A 14,815-nucleotide genomic window follows, 5' to 3' on the forward strand; every position below is an offset into this window, starting at 1 on the left:
TTTATTCATCGCATGCCTCGGCTATGTGCTTAACAACGCCGGGACCTTCATAAATGAATGCGGAATATATTTGCACCAGATGAGCGCCTGCATTCCGCATGGCATCGGCCTCCAGCGGTGTCATCACTCCTCCAGCACCGATTAACAACATCTCTTTGGGAGCATGAGCCGACAGATATTTCATTACCTCCACCGACTTATGAATGACCGGAAGTCCGCTGATACCTCCCGCACCAACCTCCGTCACTTCCGACTGACTGGAATGAATCAACAGCGAACGGTCTTGAGTCGGTCCTGTAGCAATAAACCCATCCAGATGATGTGTCTTTGCAAAGGTAATAATACCCTCCAATTTCTCCAAAGGCACATCGGCCGGAAGTTTCAGAAATACCGGTTTTTCCAAACGCTGCTTATAGGATTCAAGGGCCGTCAATACCCCTGCCAGAATCTCAGGTGTCATGCTGCCCCAGTTAACCGTATAGTAATCTGCATACCAGCTGAACGCCTCATACAAACTTGTAATATCCGCTGCGGCCCGTTCCCCGTCGGCTGGCGTATTGGTATTGATATTAACTCCTAAAATGTATTTTCCTTCCCGTTTCCGTTGCAGGTTTTTCAGAAAGACCTCTTTGCCAGGATTATTGAAACCTGTACGCGATACCAACGCATGGTCTCCCGGCAAACGGAAAATGCGCGGGGAAGGATTTCCTGCCACCTTTTCCGGGGTCACCGTTCCTACTTCCAGAAATCCGAAGCCCAAATCACTCAGTTCGTCGAAGCAACTTGCTTCCTTGTCAAACCCGGCAGACAAACCCACCCGGTTGCAGAAGGTCAGATTCCGCCATTGGAACGGAGCCGCCTTTGGACAATAATAAGCACGTAGCATTCCTTTTACCAACGGAAGATGACGATACACATGGAGCAAAGAAATAATCTGGTTGTGAATCTTCTCCGCATCGATACGGAACAACCAGGGACGAAGAATAGATTGGTACATAATCGTAATTTTTTAGTTTCGTGACACAAAAGTACGACATCTCCCTGAAATTTCATCATAAAAAAAAGTTATCCCCTATTACCGAGAACTGCGCTTTTACGTTGAGCCCCATTCCGAGTGCCTCTCTAGGAAATAAAAAAACCACTTAATACGCTGATATTAGTAACCATTCTATTTTCCGCCACGACAATTTTATCGGCTGTTTTTCAGCCGATAAAATAAAAAAGTCCGTAAGAAAATATTTTTGTTTTAACATTCCGGTTTATAAAAACATGGCAGAAGAGCCTTCCTGTCGCAGTTATTACCATGAAGAATACATTCAAACAAGTGCTTCAGGTAATCCTGAGGATCTATGTCATTAAGTTTGCAGCTTTCTATCAGAGAGAAGATGAATGCCGAGTTTTCTGCGGCTGCCTCACTTCCTATATTCATACAGTTCTTGAGCAGCAGCTTTACAGGTTTCATTCTTTGCTCACAGAGATTGTTGGATATTTCCGCTGAACCGTCCTTGAGGATATTTCTCAAGGACTTCCACTGGTTTAACGTATAGTTCACGGCCTTTCTCATCAGTTCGTTTGCCATGATTTTGGTATCCTGCATCATCATGACCACCTTATGATGGATACGCTCAAGAATCGGTCCCGTAAGCTTAAGTCTTTTTTCCTTAATCTGCTCGCCGCTGAGTTTCATCATACGGAACAGGTCTTCATTTCTGAACATATCACCGATAGGATTTATTATGTCCATCGCCGTCCTGTCTGAAGGCAAGGCATCAACCCACAACCTCCTGCAGTGCGTCCAGCATCCTATGTGAAGCACCTTTGAGGCTTCTCCGTCAAACATCCTGTAAACCGTATATCCGTCAGTGGATATGGTTCCCATAAAATATTCCAGGAACGACTTTGCCGTATCGGAAGACCTGCTGCCGTTGTTATAGTGATAATAGACCATCTTTATATGCTTTGCAAAGAAAGCCCATAAGTACTTTCTCCTGTAAGCCTTACCTTCCGGTGTTTCAACTCCAACGAGTTCGGTAGTCTCATCAACCATAAGGTATTTTGCCCTCTGTACAAACTCCTTGAATGCATCTCCGATAAATTCCTTTAGTTTGGCGATTCCGTTATGGATATAGCTGTTCAGCGTGGTGTTGCTTATATGGATACCTTCTCTTGCAAGCAGCCTTATCTGTCTATTTTCAGGCATGCTGAAGTCATATTTCAGACAAAGCAGGCGGACAAGCAGTTCAGGAGAGAAGATTCCTCCAAGGTTTTTCAGCGGATGCTCCATCGTGCTTGTGAAAGTGCCGTCGGCAAGCTTTACCCTCGCCACCTTGTACACATGCTCCACATTATGAGCCCTTACATGTTCTATGACCCTGTATTCCCACACATCAGCCATTCCGTTACGGTTCATAAGCCTTGCACCATCCGGGAGTTGGTAATAATCTTCTATTTCATGAACAACTACCTTATCCACCTTCAGCCTGGTCTTTTCTGCACGGGGAGCTGTTTCCTTTTTCCTTGAAGGCCTGCAGTTCTGTGCAGGTACGTTACCGGAAGAGGTATTGCTGCCAGTACCGTTACCATCTGCCTTATTATTATCATCTTTCTTATCAGAGCCGTCATACTCGGACTTCTCCATTGCCGACTTGTCAATGTTACGGTTGTTCAGCAGCCTTCTTTGTTCGGAGGTACGGCCGAAACGATGTTTCCTGCTGTCCTCAAGCTGAAGCCTGAGATTGGAAACCTCATTTGCCAGCATCATGTTCACCTCGTCTTTTGCCTCAAGCTGCTTTCTCATAAGTTCCATTTCTTTTCGATAGTTTTCGACTGTTGCGGACAACTCATTGATTGTATCAACCAGAGCCTTGGAGTTCTCTTTGTTTGATTCTTCAATAGCCTTAAGCCTCGCAATCAGTTCGTTTACCTGTTTGCGAAGCCCTGCCTTTTCCTCATTTGCCAGACCCAGCTGGCAGCAAAGTAACTCGTATGCTCTTTCATCAATCATGATATAAAGGTACGAAAAATCAGGCAGTTACGCAAACTTTTTACCGTTTATTTTTATATTATTTTATTGATAATCAGTGTATTAATATTAATATTTCGGACTAACGTACATCTTGTCAACCACTATGCTTTCCGTAAGATAGGCCATATCCGACCATTGTATCCGGTAGCATTTGGAGACCTCATCAAATACAGGTTTCTTGAATCTACCCATGACTGGACGTTTCTCATAAAGCACATAAAAACCGCGTTCGTAATGAAGTATCTTCACGACCTTGCGGTTACGGGACATGAACATATATACATTGGATGTATCACTCGGATCGAGTGATATCTCTTCCCTTATACTCTCACACAGACGGAAGATACCTTTCCGTAAATCCACATTACCGTTGAACAGGTAATAGTTCAGGTTAGCACTCAGTCCAAGCATATCATCCTATCATTTTATTAAGCAACAGACTCAGGTCAAGAACGGTGGTATTTCTTAGAAACAGTGTTGCGCCGGATGTCAGTTGTAACTTAACCCATTTTATTGGCGGTTCGCCTTCAGGCTGTTTCACTTCCATCTTCACGGTTGGACTGTTGCAAGGCTTGCCGGTTATCTGGACTTTGGCAACCTTGGGTTGTTCAGTCTGAACTGCCTTACCTAACTTCTCACTCCACAGCTGGTGACGCTGCCAGTTCATGAACTTGTCGTAATTTACTCCATAATCCGCACAGAACTCCCGAAGATCCTTGGTCTCGCTGCATAACTGGTAGAGGTCATATACCTCTTGGTAGTTTACTTTCTCTTTTGCCATAATCATTATTGTTAAAGGTTACGGCGCAAAGGTAGGGTTGTGAATAATGTGCGTCAAGGCGGAAAATAGTATGCTTACCTGATATTAAGTGGTTTTTAATTGGAGCCGAAAGCGGGACTCGAACCCGCGACTTACTCATTACGAATGATTATCTAAAGAATTAATGAAATCACTGGTTATCAGTTATTTATAATTAATTTTGAGCTAAATAAGGATACTCATTGGAACATTTTTTCGATAATCACAACTTGGTATATGTTGCCGACTGAATGTATTCAGGGAGATTGTCACCATCTAAAATAAGATATGTTTCAATTTTAGATTCTCCTTGTCTTAATAACTTTGCTCCTATCTGATGAACTTCTCCTGTTTCCTCATTTGTAAGAGAAATTGCATTTCCTGTTATCTGATACAAATATGTTCCCTTTTCGCGTTGATATACGTTTACAAGAAGTACCTTCATTTCGCCATTCTTGAAAACCAGATACACATAATTTTCTCCATCGAAATTTTTAATATATGTACCTTCACCATCTTCAAGATTTTCTTGAGTCAAACTTAAGGTCTCTTCCGTCCATTTGGGGGAGTCATTATTCGAACATGATACAAGCAAAAAAGACAGTATCACATAGAAAGAAAACAATATATTCTTCATAACATCAAGTATTAAGTTTGTTCTTCAGTTCATTATACAAATCGGGATTCTTCATGTCCTCCCAATAATATTTTCTGTATCGGCTTCTACTAAATCCATTCTTGTCATCATAAACCATGATGCATTCCTTGTCACACAAGATGATTACAGAAGACAGAAGCAGCTTGGCATAAGAAAAGGCCTGAAGAAATGCCGCTTCTATTTCCTGATTATTCTTCATGTGGTATTTTGCCTCAATCAACACCTTTGCCTTTTCTTCTTCTGGCTTGTTATCATAGTGAAGCGCATAATCAGGGAAAATACGGTGCCCTCTCCCTGCATGGATTGGCAACTGACGGATGTAGTCCTTATGCTCATACCACCCCATACTATTCAACAAAGGTTCCAGTAAATTCACTTCAACATCTCTTTCATTATTCACAGTTACTCCCTCCGGCAATGAAGGTGTGTAGATTTGTGGAAGTGCGGACGTATCAAACCCTTTGGCCGCGAGCATACGAAGAAGTTCAGAATAATCCTTTCCAGTAACCGGCCACCCGTTAACTCCTTGGAAATTTTTCCTTACGAGCGGATGGTTTGAAAAGTATCCATCAGCTTTCAGGTCTTTCAATGAAATCTTAGGTATAGCTATCCTGTCTCCGATATATGTATTGCTATAATAGTGAAAGAATGGGTCTACCACACCATCGGTCTGCGCAATCCACAGGCAAGTAATGGCACTCACAGGAGAAGTCTCATAATGAACAAGAATATCTCCCCTCTTAGTGTCCATGTTTGTCTGCCAGAATCCAGTAGTCCAATGAGTACCATATCCTTCAATCAATCCACCAATAAACCATGCAGCCGACGGTTTGGGCATTTTGCCTTTTTCTTCTGTACCAAGAACATTCGGAGCATAATCATACATGAAAGCACTAAATTCGTCAGGTGACAATCCGTTCTCCGTCCTGAATCGGTAGAATACCTTACATAATTCCCAGTAATACATACATCTGGATTTATAATCAGGTTTCTTGGGAACTGGAGGAAGTTCTATTTCAAAGTAGTCCGCAAGCCTTGTAAGTTGATAGAATTCATCTATGTAGATATATGGGAAGAAATATTCTCCAAACAAATAATTCAACTCCATTGACAGGAATGGAATAAGCTCAAGCATCCGGTCAAAGTCCCCTATCTTTAAGACTTCCTCTGATTCTATTATAAGTCCGGTGGATATAATTTCTTCATATAGTTTACCAGCTTCTTCCAAGGACTTCAATTCTGCTCCTTCATGTTCAGATACCTTGTAGCACCAGAAGTCTTCGAGGATTCCACAAATCACTTCTGAATTGAAAGAATCCTTGATTTTAGGATTGTACTTCTCGAACAGGCACTCCTCTTCCATCCATTCTTTTCTGTCTGAAAATGCAGCTATGGCGGACTTTCCTTCAGAAGAGTTCTTGTACAGGTTCCAAAGGTATTTATTGAATTTCATGTCTATAATCTTTTCATACAACCAAGAACCTGGAAGATATGTTCTATCATATCCTTAGGAAGTTCCTGAATACCATATTCCGGAGATTTATTCGTAGGAACCAACGTATAACATTTGGGGTCACTTGATGGCCCTAATCTCTTGATCGTTCTCATTCCGTTTGTCGTTACTATCGCATATACCTCTCCAAGTGGAAGAAAAGACTTATCTTCTATCTTCTTTAATGCAATAATGTCTCCATGAGTAATTTCCGGTTCCATCGAATGTCCGGTAACATTACACCAGCATGTGGCTTCGTTGTACTTCTTGAAGTCTATCAAGTATTCCGGTTTTGCAGTCTGGTCATTTAGGACAATATCAAATCCTCCTATGAAATCTACATTATAGTAAGGTACACCATTAGTGTAACTTATTACAGGTTCAGTTTCTGTTTTCTTATTATCAATGATAAAATCGGAAACCTTAAACTTGTCAACAGAGGCAGCATCAAATCGAGCACACAACTTTCTATATTGTTCAGGTTCTAAATCCCTCATAGACTTTTCCATACCTGAAACATTAGCTTGACCACATTCAAGAATATCAGCAATATTCTTTTGGGTAAGTCCAAATGCTTGTCTGAATCCTTTTAAATCGTACATATCAGTAATATTATTTCGGTAAAACTAAAATAAAGTTAATATCACTGATATTTTCACTGTAATATCAGTGATATATCAATAATATTAGTACATTTGCATATCGAAACTAAGATACGAAACAAAGATAACAAATAACATCAATAATACACACGATTATGAAAAGAAATGTATTACACGAGATTATGAGCCTTGCATGGCAGTTGGTAAAGAGAAACGGTTTCTCTATGAGTGAAGCGTTGAAATGCGCTTGGGCTAACATGAAGCTGAAAGCTGCAATGAAGCAAAGAATCGTAAAGTTCTACTTCAAAAAGGTAGATGGCAGCATCAGAGAGGCTTATGGCACACTGAAAGAAAATCTGATACCTACTACAAATGGTGACAACAGAAAGAAGAACGACACCGTTCAGGTGTACTTCGACACAGAGAGACAAGAATACAGATGCTTCAAAAAAGCTAACCTTTTAAATATCGCATGACTATGACACGTCACGAAATCGAAGAAGAACTTGACGGGCTGTACAAAGACCTGAATTTTGCCTATAACGCAGATGAAGATACTGTATGCAGGACTTTCAACGCTGACAGCAAGCAAGAATACATCAAAGTACTTACTGAAGAGGTGGACAAATACGAAGCCCTTCTTGAAGAATACAACCTGCCAGAAGATGACGGTATGGACTACATCAACCTTCAGTTATCACAAGGTTTGCCTGTGATACGCTGGTAACTCACCTACCCTGCTGACGGACTGAACGGCAACCGATAGCGAGAATCGGGCAGGGTTCTACTTGATTGGTTCTTTGACATGATGGAAATTTTAGGCGTACCGTTACGTCTGACGCAAAAGGGATTCGACTGAGTAGCGATAACGGCACGGTGAAAAGGGTGCGAGTAAGGGACTGACAATAAGCAAACGCAGCGCATTAATCACCGCGACAACAAAAAGACACTTTTACGATTGCAGGTGGCCGTAGGCCGGCTACAAAGACAATCTTCACTGATTAGACACCAGCAAGAACTATATATACCCGTGGCTTACCCAACCTTGGATAAGTAGTAAGGCAACCACCGGAACGCCCACGGGAACGAATTTTAAAACGCACGATTATGAAAAGACTTCTTTTTCTCTGTGCATTGTCTGTACTGGTGATGCACTTCAATCAAGACCTATCTGCTATGTACTGGATAGGATTTATCGGGTTTATAATCACAGGTTTTTCAATCGCTAACAGACTGGACAATGGACGAACTTCAAAAGATAATAAAGAGCATCTGCGATGATTTTGCAGACATAAATGCGCTGTTAGTAGCCCGTTCGAGGGAATTGGACAGACGGGAACTGTTTGATAAGGAGATAGAAACGGAAATCAAGAACATTAAAAAGAATAGTCATGAAAACAGTTGAAGAATTGAAGGCTATGACGCAGGATGAACTTGTGGCATACGCAGAAGAGTTACAAGTAGACTTGAAATCATCAAGAAATTCAGTCACTTTTTATTGTGAAGAGAAAAACAAAATAGAGAAGAAGTTCGAGAACTTCAAGAACATGGTCAAATCGTTGGTCATTTTAGTTGATTAGTGTTGGTTATAAAAGTGGATGCCGGGCTGTGAAGTTCGGCATTTTTTTTGGCGGATAGTTCAGGCGGTAGAACATTTCGTAGGGTTAGCGAAAAGGTCACGGATTCGAGTCCCGTTCTGCCAGCAAACAATCAAATTTTTAAACTATGGTAAGAGAAATTACAGTAGACGAAAACTATCAGACTGTGCGTCTGTTTGACGCAATGAAGAAAGGGGACATTTACAAGGTTCCCTATGACAAGAAACGGCATATCGGAATCAAGTTGGAAGCCTCACGCCGTAACCGTGACCTCCGCTTGATCGGGACACTTAAAAACAAAATGGACGTGAAATACCGGGTATCGGCCACAGAGTATCCGGGTTTTTCGGCAATCATCTGCTTAAAATAAAATGCTTATGATAAACGAGGATGTATTGAAAATCGTCTTGAACAACAAGTCTTTCGGAAAGTACGAAGCAGCGTCAATAGTAGGCGGTCTGAAAAGGCTGAAAGAATTGTGCGAATCCGGAAGGATAAGGTACAAGACCAAAGAAGGGGTGCCACACAGCCGATGGGCTTGTAATGCATGGGATGTGATAAAACATGCGAAATTGATGTACTAATATATTAACTTTTAAATTATTACGATATGAGTTTGATTAAGAAATCCAATGAGTTAGTAATTCCTTCCACCGTTAAGATGATGATTTACGGTCAGGCAGGTATGGGTAAGACAACAGTAGCTTTGAGCGCACCGAAACCGTTGTTGCTCGACTTTGATAATGGTGTAAAACGTGTGAATATGGCCCACTTGGACGGTATCGACATCGTACAGGTAAGTTCATGGCAGGATGTTCAACAGGTATTGCAAGAAGACCTCTCTGCCTACCAAACAATCGTAGTGGATACCATCGGCAAGATGATGGACTTCATTATTTCCTATAAATGCGGAACTCGCCAGCCACAAATTAAGGATTGGGGCGGTATCAATGCGGAGTTTTCATGGATGACACGAACGCTTTCATCATTGAATAAGAACGTGGTGTTTGTGGCCCACCGTGATACCCGGAAAGAAGGTGACGATACGGTATTCATCCCTGCTTTGCGAGAGAAATCCTATAATTCCATCGTAACAGAACTTGACTTGCTCGGCTACCTTGAAATGCGAAACGAGAATGGAGTGCAGAAGCGTACAATCACATTCGACCCCACATCAAGAAACGACGGAAAGAATACCTGTAACCTGCCGGGTATCATGTTTGTACCTAACATACTCGACAAGAACGGCAACCCGACAGCCAAGAACGACTTCATCACTACCCAAGTCATCCGTCCTTACCTGAACATGCTTCAGGTGAAGAAAGAAGAAGCTGCTAAGTACGACCATGTGATAGCCGAAATCAAAGAGAATATCGAATTCATCACCGACGCCCAGTCAGCCAATGAGTTCGCTTCCCGTATTAACGAGTTCGAGCATGTGGGCAGTTCTTTGAGTATGGCCAGAAACCTGTTTGCTGCCAAGGTAAAAGCCCTTGGGCTGGTATTCAACAAAGAGACCAAGACCTATGCAGACAAAGCAGCCTAAATTCAAGTTTTATGCAACGCTTCTCGATGCCTTCACAAGCTATCTGAAAAGCGATGCCATTTGGGAAAGGTATTGGGGATTCAGCGAGAATCCCCCACATACCCCTGAAGAGTTCAGGCAAAAGCAGTTCCAAAGCCTGATTGACACGATTAACCGTGTCCCTTTCGACAGTGAAGCAGCCGACAAGGGAACGGCTTTCAATGAGGTAATAGACTGTATGATTGAGAACCGGAAGTCAGACAAGGTACATGTGGAAAGACTGCTGTCTGATATGGTTGATGGCAGACAGTCAATAGTAGGACTGCGAGCCACTTACAACAACCGACAGTTTGACTTTCCCCTTTCACTTTGTCGCGAGTTTGCAAACTATTACAAAGGGGCCTTGACCCAGCAACGTGTTGAAGCAACTTTGCCTACATGCTTCGGAAATGTTCTTCTATATGGATATATAGATGAACTGATGCCGTTGTCGGTTCACGATATAAAGACTACCGGAAGTTACTATGTAGGTAAATTCAAAGACCACTGGCAGCACATGGTTTATCCGTATTGTCTGATGGAGAACGGTAGTGATGTGAGGTTGTTTGAGTATAATATTACGGATTTTAGGGCAACCTATACAGAAAGCTACACTTTCGTGCCGGCACGGGATATACCTATCCTTATAAATCATTGTGAGGACTTTATACGGTTCTTGAATGACAACAGAGATTTGATAACCGACAAGAAAATTTTTGCAGAAGATGAGTAACCAAGTAACCGGACGGCTGGTCTATATTGGCCAGCCCCAAGAAATCCCATCCAAAAACGGTGGAAACCCGTTTGTGAAACGTGAATTTTTGCTTGATGCCACGACACACGACCCCTATACAGGTGAACGAAGTCAGTACGAGAACATCCTACCGCTTGAAGTTTCAGGTGACAAATGTGCCGAACTTGACCAGTTTCTTGTAGGCGATGTGATAACGGTTTCCTTTGCCCTGTAGGGAAGAGAGTGGACGAATCAGGATGGACAGGTGAAACGGATGGTATCCATCCGCTGCTATAAACTGGAAGCCCGTCGCCCAGTACACCAACCTGCATCAGCGAAGCAACCAGATATCCAGCCGGGACCGATGCCGCAGAAGTTTCCACCGGAAGTGGATGCTAACGGGAATACAAAAGATGACCTCCCCTTTTAGCCTATGATATTCAATCTGAAAAATGAGTATGAGATACCTAAATTTAAAGAGTATGTGAACAAGCTTTTCAGGGAACATGCAGTTGTGGAAGTAAGAAAGAAACTTCCTAACCGAACGCTCGCACAGAATAGTTATTTGCATCTGCTTTTAGGGTATTTCGGAAGTGAGTACGGTTGCAGCCTTGAAGAAGCAAAGATTGACTTCTATAAAAGGACATGCAACCGTGATTTGTTTGAGAGAAAGACGGTCAACAAGAAAGGAAAGGAAGTTACCTACCTGAGAAGTTCAGCAGAACTTACAACAGGTGAAATGACTTTGAGCATTGACCGTTTCCGTAACTGGTCTGCGTCCGTAGCTGGAGTATATCTGCCGGCAGCCAACGAACAACAGATGCTTATTTACGCACAACAAGAAATCGAACGTAATAAAGAATTTATATGATAGAAACAAGGAAAACCGAACAACGGTATATAACATCTGACCCAGCGAAGATGCTTAATATGTATCTTGCAAAGAGCGTGTATAAAACATGGAATGAAGATTTCATAGATGTAGATACTAATGAAAAAACTACTATCGAAAGGAATGAACTCCTTTTTTCACGTGGTACATTGATAGACCAAGACACTCTTGCGCAAATCCGTTTCAGTATGGAAGCTGATGGTATTAAAGAAGTAGAGGTCAGCAACCAGAAACGAATGGCTTTTGAAAATGAGAACAAATGTCTGTATCCTTATATCGCACAAGCCCAAATTGACGATAAAAAATACAAGTTTCTTCTTTATGCTACCGGACTGGAAAATGTAATTGCCATTCTAAAAGATTACATCGAACTGAACTATCAATCGAGCTTTACTTTGACAATGGCAAAAGAGTTTGATTCATGTATCATCCTTACTGATAATTTGAAAGAACGCAAAATTGATAGTGCTTTAGAAGAAGATTTGGATGAAACAGACTCGGAAGAAACAGAGGAAGAATCAAAGCCTAATGAAAAGAAGTTCTACCAGATTGAAACCAAAGTAACCTTTGATGATGAAGAAGAAAGAACGCAAACCTTTGTTGTTCACACTTTCAATGTAGATAGAGCTATGATGCTTATTTCTCACTGGCTTAAAAACAAAGAGGAAGAATATGAGAAACAGGCCAAAGAAAAAGGGCATGAATATGAGAAGAAAGATATTCATACCTCTATTGAATCAGCTAAACCTATTCCAGTTGGTAGATTCATTTCCAGAGAGTTCTCTATGGCCTATGTCGATTGACTGACAGCCCGGAAAGACGGGCATCTGGTATCGTGGCGGAATTGGTAGACGCGTCTCAAAATGAGATGGCATAAGGTTGAGAGTGGCCATGTTAAAGCCTTTGTAAGTCCTTGCAGGTTCGAATCCTGCCGGTACCACAAGCTAAAATTATGAATTATGCCGTATTACATCAAGAAACCTAAAAAGAAGAAAGAAAGTCCCTTGCCGTTATTTGACAAGGCAGGTATCAAAGTAAAGAAGAAGCCGGATTTAGTGGCCAAACTCGATAAAGTTTTCAGCCGCTATATCCGGCTTCGTGATTGTATGCCGAACGGATATTTCCGCTGTATCTCATGCGGTCAGATAAAGCCATACGCACAGGCAGATTGCGGACACTTCCATTCACGCCGCCACATGGCTACACGCTTTGATGAGGATAACGCCCATGCCGAGTGCCGGGCGTGCAACCGATTCAGTGCCGACCATCTGATACGCTACGAAGCGAACCTGAAGGCCAAAATCGGACAGCAGCGTTTCGACAAGCTGGCATGGAAAGCGGGACAGGCAAAGAAATGGACTGATATTGAGTTAATCGAACTCACAAAGTATTACAAGGCTTTGGGAGACAAACTGAGTAAGGAGAAAGGCTTATGAGTTACATATTACGAGATTACCAGCAAAAGGCCAGTGACGCGGCTGTCAGTTTCTTTGCCAACAAAGCCAAGAAGAACAATGCCATCATGGTGCTGCCTACGGGAGCCGGAAAGAGTCTGGTAATAGCCGATATCGCCAGCCGCCTCGAAGGGCACACGCTGGTATTCCAGCCAAGTAAGGAAATATTGGAACAGAACTATCTGAAGCTCTGCTCGTATGGGATTCTGGACTGTTCCATTTACTCTGCATCATTCGGGCGGAAAGAGATTTCAAGAATAACATTCGCCACTATCGGCAGCGTAGTCAACCATCCGGAACTTTTCCAGCATTTTCAGAATATCATCATCGACGAGTGCCATCTGGTCAACCCGAAAGACGGAATGTACAAGAGATTTCTTTCGATGCTGAAATGTAAAGTTTTGGGATTGACGGCCACACCTTACCGTCTTTCATCAAGCAGGGATTTCGGCAGCATGTTGAAGTTCATCACACGCACACGCCCATGCGTGTTCTCTGAGGTGATTTATCAGGTTCAAATCTCTACTCTATTGGATATGGGTTATCTGTCAAAGCTGAACTATTATGAAATGAACCCTTTAGGATGGAACGAACTTAACCTGAAGGTGAACACGACCGGAGCCGACTACACGGACAAGTCTGTCGTAAAGGAGTATGAGCGTATCGACTTCTACGGGTTTCTGGTCAGCATTGTGCAAAGGCTTATGAACCCGAAAAGCGGGGTAAAGAGAAAAGGCATATTGGTATTCACAAGGTTTCTGAAAGAAGCTGAACGCCTTACCTGGTCCATTCCCGGAACGGCCATCGTTTCGGGTGAGACGCCGAAGAAAGAGCGTGAGCGTATTCTTGAAGCGTTCAAGGCCGGAGAAATTCCGGTGGTGGCCAATGTCGGCGTACTAACAACTGGATTTGATTACCCAGAACTGGATACGATTGTCATGGCACGTCCTACTATGTCACTGGCCTTATGGTACCAGATAGTTGGCCGCGCCATCCGTCCGCATCCGAGCAAGAAGGCTGGATGGATTGTTGACCTTTGTGGAAACAAAAAGCGATTTGGCGAAGTCAAGGATTTACGCTTGGTGGATGGTGGTAACGGCAAGTGGGCCGTGTATTCTAACAACAGGCAGTTGACTAACGTAAGATTCTAAGATTATGGAAGGATATATAAAACTAAGCCGCAAGTTCTTCTCGAATGATATGTGGAATGAAGCCCGGACTTTTAGCAGTTGCGAAGCGTGGCTTGACCTGATTCAGTCAGCACGATTTGAGGCAACGCCCCGTATGGAGAGTATCGGAGGTCGAGAAGTCTCTTATACAAGAGGACAATATCCTGCATCCATAAGATTTTTATCAAAGCGTTGGCACTGGTCTGAAAGACGAGTACGGACTTTTCTTGCCTTTCTGAGAAGAGAGAACATGATAACTCTTTCCAAAGAACAAGGAATGAATATCATAACCTTGGTAAAATACAATGACTACAACGGAAATCCTACTGACACAGCAAGTGACACAAGCAACGACACAATGAGTGACACAAATATCATTCAAGAAATCAATGATTTACGTTCACAAGTGACACAACTAATGACACAGGTATCGACACAGCGAGTGACACAGCCCCCAAAGGAGGCCGAAAAGCGACACACGGGTGACACAAAGCAAATAAAGGAGAAGAATATTATTAAAGAAACTACTACTAACGTAGTAGCAAAGAAAGACGCGGCTAAAGCCGCTACTCTCTCACGAAAAGATTCTTTCTACCAGTTATTGGTTCCTTATGTCGGCCAGTACCCGAAGGAAATGATTCGTGCTTTCTTCGATTACTGGAGTGAGCTTAACAAATCCGGCACCCGTATGCGATATGAACTGGAAAAGACCTGGGAGCTTCCCAGAAGACTGGCGACCTGGGCCAGTCGTGAGAAAATTCCTTCAAAAACCGATTTGGGAGTAGTTCTGAAAGACAATTCACCTGAAAAATACAAGAAAGGATGGTAA

The 14,815-nt window shown here is 42.6% G+C and carries 22 protein-coding genes and 2 tRNA genes; 17 read left to right on the forward strand and 7 right to left on the reverse strand.

The annotated features are described in order from the left end of the window. Window position 1 precedes the first annotated feature (1 nt). The 7 genes from OIM59_RS08735 to OIM59_RS08765 form a co-directional block, all read right to left on the reverse strand. On the reverse strand, window positions 2-997 hold the full coding sequence (locus tag OIM59_RS08735) for a quinone-dependent dihydroorotate dehydrogenase (RefSeq protein WP_303896205.1): 996 nt from the start codon (window positions 995-997) through the stop codon (window positions 2-4). Between the two features lie 249 nt (window positions 998-1,246). Beyond that, a complete protein-coding gene (locus OIM59_RS08740; protein ID WP_303895019.1) occupies window positions 1,247-3,004 on the reverse strand; it encodes an IS66 family transposase in 1,758 nt (585 codons plus the stop codon). Window positions 3,005-3,091: 87 nt separating this feature from the next. Beyond that, window positions 3,092-3,436 (reverse strand): IS66 family insertion sequence element accessory protein TnpB, encoded by a 345-nt coding sequence (tnpB, locus tag OIM59_RS08745; protein ID WP_303895021.1) that lies wholly within the window; start codon window positions 3,434-3,436, stop codon window positions 3,092-3,094. Between the two features lies 1 nt (window position 3,437). Beyond that, window positions 3,438-3,806 (reverse strand): hypothetical protein, encoded by a 369-nt coding sequence (locus OIM59_RS08750; RefSeq protein ID WP_303895024.1) that lies wholly within the window; start codon window positions 3,804-3,806, stop codon window positions 3,438-3,440. Window positions 3,807-4,047: 241 nt separating this feature from the next. After that, window positions 4,048-4,461, reverse strand: a complete 414-nt coding sequence (locus tag OIM59_RS08755) for a hypothetical protein (protein WP_303896206.1) — start codon at window positions 4,459-4,461, stop codon at window positions 4,048-4,050. Window positions 4,462-4,465: 4 nt separating this feature from the next. Next, a complete protein-coding gene (locus tag OIM59_RS08760) occupies window positions 4,466-5,935 on the reverse strand; it encodes a type I restriction endonuclease subunit R (RefSeq protein ID WP_303896208.1) in 1,470 nt (489 codons plus the stop codon). Window positions 5,936-5,937: 2 nt separating this feature from the next. Beyond that, on the reverse strand, window positions 5,938-6,576 hold the full coding sequence (locus OIM59_RS08765) for an XRE family transcriptional regulator (protein WP_303896210.1): 639 nt from the start codon (window positions 6,574-6,576) through the stop codon (window positions 5,938-5,940). A gap of 155 nt (window positions 6,577-6,731) precedes the next feature. Between OIM59_RS08765 and OIM59_RS08770 the strand changes: the two genes are divergently transcribed. The 17 genes from OIM59_RS08770 (at window position 6,732) to OIM59_RS08850 (ending at window position 14,815) form a co-directional block, all read left to right on the forward strand. After that, on the forward strand, window positions 6,732-7,052 hold the full coding sequence (locus OIM59_RS08770; protein WP_303896212.1) for an SH3 beta-barrel fold-containing protein: 321 nt from the start codon (window positions 6,732-6,734) through the stop codon (window positions 7,050-7,052). 2 nt (window positions 7,053-7,054) lie between these two features. Continuing rightward, complete coding sequence (locus tag OIM59_RS08775; protein ID WP_303896214.1) at window positions 7,055-7,303, forward strand: hypothetical protein; 249 nt, start codon at window positions 7,055-7,057, stop codon at window positions 7,301-7,303. Between the two features lie 513 nt (window positions 7,304-7,816). Further along, window positions 7,817-7,981, forward strand: a complete 165-nt coding sequence (locus tag OIM59_RS08780; RefSeq protein WP_303896216.1) for a hypothetical protein — start codon at window positions 7,817-7,819, stop codon at window positions 7,979-7,981. Then, window positions 7,968-8,156: a hypothetical protein gene (locus OIM59_RS08785; RefSeq protein ID WP_303896217.1), complete on the forward strand. Its 189-nt coding sequence runs from the start codon at window positions 7,968-7,970 to the stop codon at window positions 8,154-8,156. Before OIM59_RS08780 ends, OIM59_RS08785 begins: the two co-directional genes overlap by 14 nt. A 48-nt stretch (window positions 8,157-8,204) precedes the next feature. Then, window positions 8,205-8,279 (forward strand) — tRNA-OTHER (locus OIM59_RS08790). A gap of 22 nt (window positions 8,280-8,301) precedes the next feature. Next, complete coding sequence (locus tag OIM59_RS08795; protein WP_303896220.1) at window positions 8,302-8,544, forward strand: hypothetical protein; 243 nt, start codon at window positions 8,302-8,304, stop codon at window positions 8,542-8,544. A 7-nt stretch (window positions 8,545-8,551) separates the two neighbouring features. Beyond that, entirely contained in the window at window positions 8,552-8,758 is a 207-nt protein-coding gene (locus OIM59_RS08800) for a hypothetical protein (RefSeq protein ID WP_072543996.1), read from the forward strand. Window positions 8,759-8,784: 26 nt separating this feature from the next. Further along, on the forward strand, window positions 8,785-9,720 hold the full coding sequence (locus tag OIM59_RS08805; RefSeq protein WP_204477139.1) for an ATP-binding protein: 936 nt from the start codon (window positions 8,785-8,787) through the stop codon (window positions 9,718-9,720). Then, on the forward strand, window positions 9,701-10,471 hold the full coding sequence (locus OIM59_RS08810; RefSeq protein ID WP_303896224.1) for an HNH endonuclease: 771 nt from the start codon (window positions 9,701-9,703) through the stop codon (window positions 10,469-10,471). The genes OIM59_RS08805 and OIM59_RS08810 overlap by 20 nt, the downstream gene beginning before the upstream one ends. Beyond that, window positions 10,464-10,706, forward strand: coding sequence for a DUF3127 domain-containing protein (locus OIM59_RS08815; RefSeq protein ID WP_303896226.1), 243 nt, complete (start codon window positions 10,464-10,466; stop codon window positions 10,704-10,706). The genes OIM59_RS08810 and OIM59_RS08815 overlap by 8 nt, the downstream gene beginning before the upstream one ends. 30 nt (window positions 10,707-10,736) lie before the next feature. Beyond that, the gene (locus OIM59_RS08820) at window positions 10,737-10,901 is read left to right on the forward strand and encodes a hypothetical protein (protein WP_303896228.1); all 165 of its coding nucleotides are present in this window, start codon (window positions 10,737-10,739) and stop codon (window positions 10,899-10,901) included. Window positions 10,902-10,904: 3 nt separating this feature from the next. Further along, window positions 10,905-11,342 (forward strand): hypothetical protein, encoded by a 438-nt coding sequence (locus OIM59_RS08825; RefSeq protein WP_303896230.1) that lies wholly within the window; start codon window positions 10,905-10,907, stop codon window positions 11,340-11,342. After that, window positions 11,339-12,166, forward strand: coding sequence for an RNA polymerase subunit sigma (locus tag OIM59_RS08830; protein WP_303896232.1), 828 nt, complete (start codon window positions 11,339-11,341; stop codon window positions 12,164-12,166). Before OIM59_RS08825 ends, OIM59_RS08830 begins: the two co-directional genes overlap by 4 nt. A 26-nt stretch (window positions 12,167-12,192) precedes the next feature. Further along, a tRNA-OTHER gene (locus OIM59_RS08835) sits at window positions 12,193-12,303 on the forward strand. A gap of 19 nt (window positions 12,304-12,322) precedes the next feature. Beyond that, complete coding sequence (locus OIM59_RS08840; protein WP_303896234.1) at window positions 12,323-12,799, forward strand: recombination protein NinG; 477 nt, start codon at window positions 12,323-12,325, stop codon at window positions 12,797-12,799. After that, on the forward strand, window positions 12,796-13,968 hold the full coding sequence (locus OIM59_RS08845) for a DEAD/DEAH box helicase (RefSeq protein WP_303896235.1): 1,173 nt from the start codon (window positions 12,796-12,798) through the stop codon (window positions 13,966-13,968). Before OIM59_RS08840 ends, OIM59_RS08845 begins: the two co-directional genes overlap by 4 nt. Window positions 13,969-14,263: 295 nt before the next feature. Then, window positions 14,264-14,815: a hypothetical protein gene (locus OIM59_RS08850; protein ID WP_303896236.1), complete on the forward strand. Its 552-nt coding sequence runs from the start codon at window positions 14,264-14,266 to the stop codon at window positions 14,813-14,815.

Source organism: Bacteroides mediterraneensis (assembly GCF_025993685.1).
GTDB classification, from domain to species: domain Bacteria; phylum Bacteroidota; class Bacteroidia; order Bacteroidales; family Bacteroidaceae; genus Phocaeicola; species Phocaeicola mediterraneensis_A.

Coding starts and splice junctions, on each gene's coding strand:
- OIM59_RS08815 (WP_303896226.1), top strand. CDS start 10,464: ATGAGTAACCAAGTAACCGGACGGCTGGTCTATATTGGCCAGCCCCAA.
- OIM59_RS08795 (WP_303896220.1), top strand. CDS start 8,302: ATGGTAAGAGAAATTACAGTAGACGAAAACTATCAGACTGTGCGTCTG.
- OIM59_RS08735 (WP_303896205.1), bottom strand. CDS start 997: ATGTACCAATCTATTCTTCGTCCCTGGTTGTTCCGTATCGATGCGGAG.
- OIM59_RS08850 (WP_303896236.1), top strand. CDS start 14,264: ATGAATATCATAACCTTGGTAAAATACAATGACTACAACGGAAATCCT.
- OIM59_RS08775 (WP_303896214.1), top strand. CDS start 7,055: ATGACACGTCACGAAATCGAAGAAGAACTTGACGGGCTGTACAAAGAC.
- OIM59_RS08845 (WP_303896235.1), top strand. CDS start 12,796: ATGAGTTACATATTACGAGATTACCAGCAAAAGGCCAGTGACGCGGCT.
- OIM59_RS08805 (WP_204477139.1), top strand. CDS start 8,785: ATGAGTTTGATTAAGAAATCCAATGAGTTAGTAATTCCTTCCACCGTT.
- OIM59_RS08780 (WP_303896216.1), top strand. CDS start 7,817: ATGGACGAACTTCAAAAGATAATAAAGAGCATCTGCGATGATTTTGCA.
- OIM59_RS08825 (WP_303896230.1), top strand. CDS start 10,905: ATGATATTCAATCTGAAAAATGAGTATGAGATACCTAAATTTAAAGAG.
- OIM59_RS08770 (WP_303896212.1), top strand. CDS start 6,732: ATGAAAAGAAATGTATTACACGAGATTATGAGCCTTGCATGGCAGTTG.
- OIM59_RS08750 (WP_303895024.1), bottom strand. CDS start 3,806: ATGGCAAAAGAGAAAGTAAACTACCAAGAGGTATATGACCTCTACCAG.
- OIM59_RS08760 (WP_303896208.1), bottom strand. CDS start 5,935: ATGAAATTCAATAAATACCTTTGGAACCTGTACAAGAACTCTTCTGAA.
- OIM59_RS08840 (WP_303896234.1), top strand. CDS start 12,323: ATGCCGTATTACATCAAGAAACCTAAAAAGAAGAAAGAAAGTCCCTTG.
- OIM59_RS08755 (WP_303896206.1), bottom strand. CDS start 4,461: ATGAAGAATATATTGTTTTCTTTCTATGTGATACTGTCTTTTTTGCTT.
- tnpB (WP_303895021.1), bottom strand. CDS start 3,436: ATGCTTGGACTGAGTGCTAACCTGAACTATTACCTGTTCAACGGTAAT.
- OIM59_RS08800 (WP_072543996.1), top strand. CDS start 8,552: ATGATAAACGAGGATGTATTGAAAATCGTCTTGAACAACAAGTCTTTC.
- OIM59_RS08785 (WP_303896217.1), top strand. CDS start 7,968: ATGAAAACAGTTGAAGAATTGAAGGCTATGACGCAGGATGAACTTGTG.
- OIM59_RS08765 (WP_303896210.1), bottom strand. CDS start 6,576: ATGTACGATTTAAAAGGATTCAGACAAGCATTTGGACTTACCCAAAAG.
- OIM59_RS08740 (WP_303895019.1), bottom strand. CDS start 3,004: ATGATTGATGAAAGAGCATACGAGTTACTTTGCTGCCAGCTGGGTCTG.
- OIM59_RS08830 (WP_303896232.1), top strand. CDS start 11,339: ATGATAGAAACAAGGAAAACCGAACAACGGTATATAACATCTGACCCA.
- OIM59_RS08810 (WP_303896224.1), top strand. CDS start 9,701: ATGCAGACAAAGCAGCCTAAATTCAAGTTTTATGCAACGCTTCTCGAT.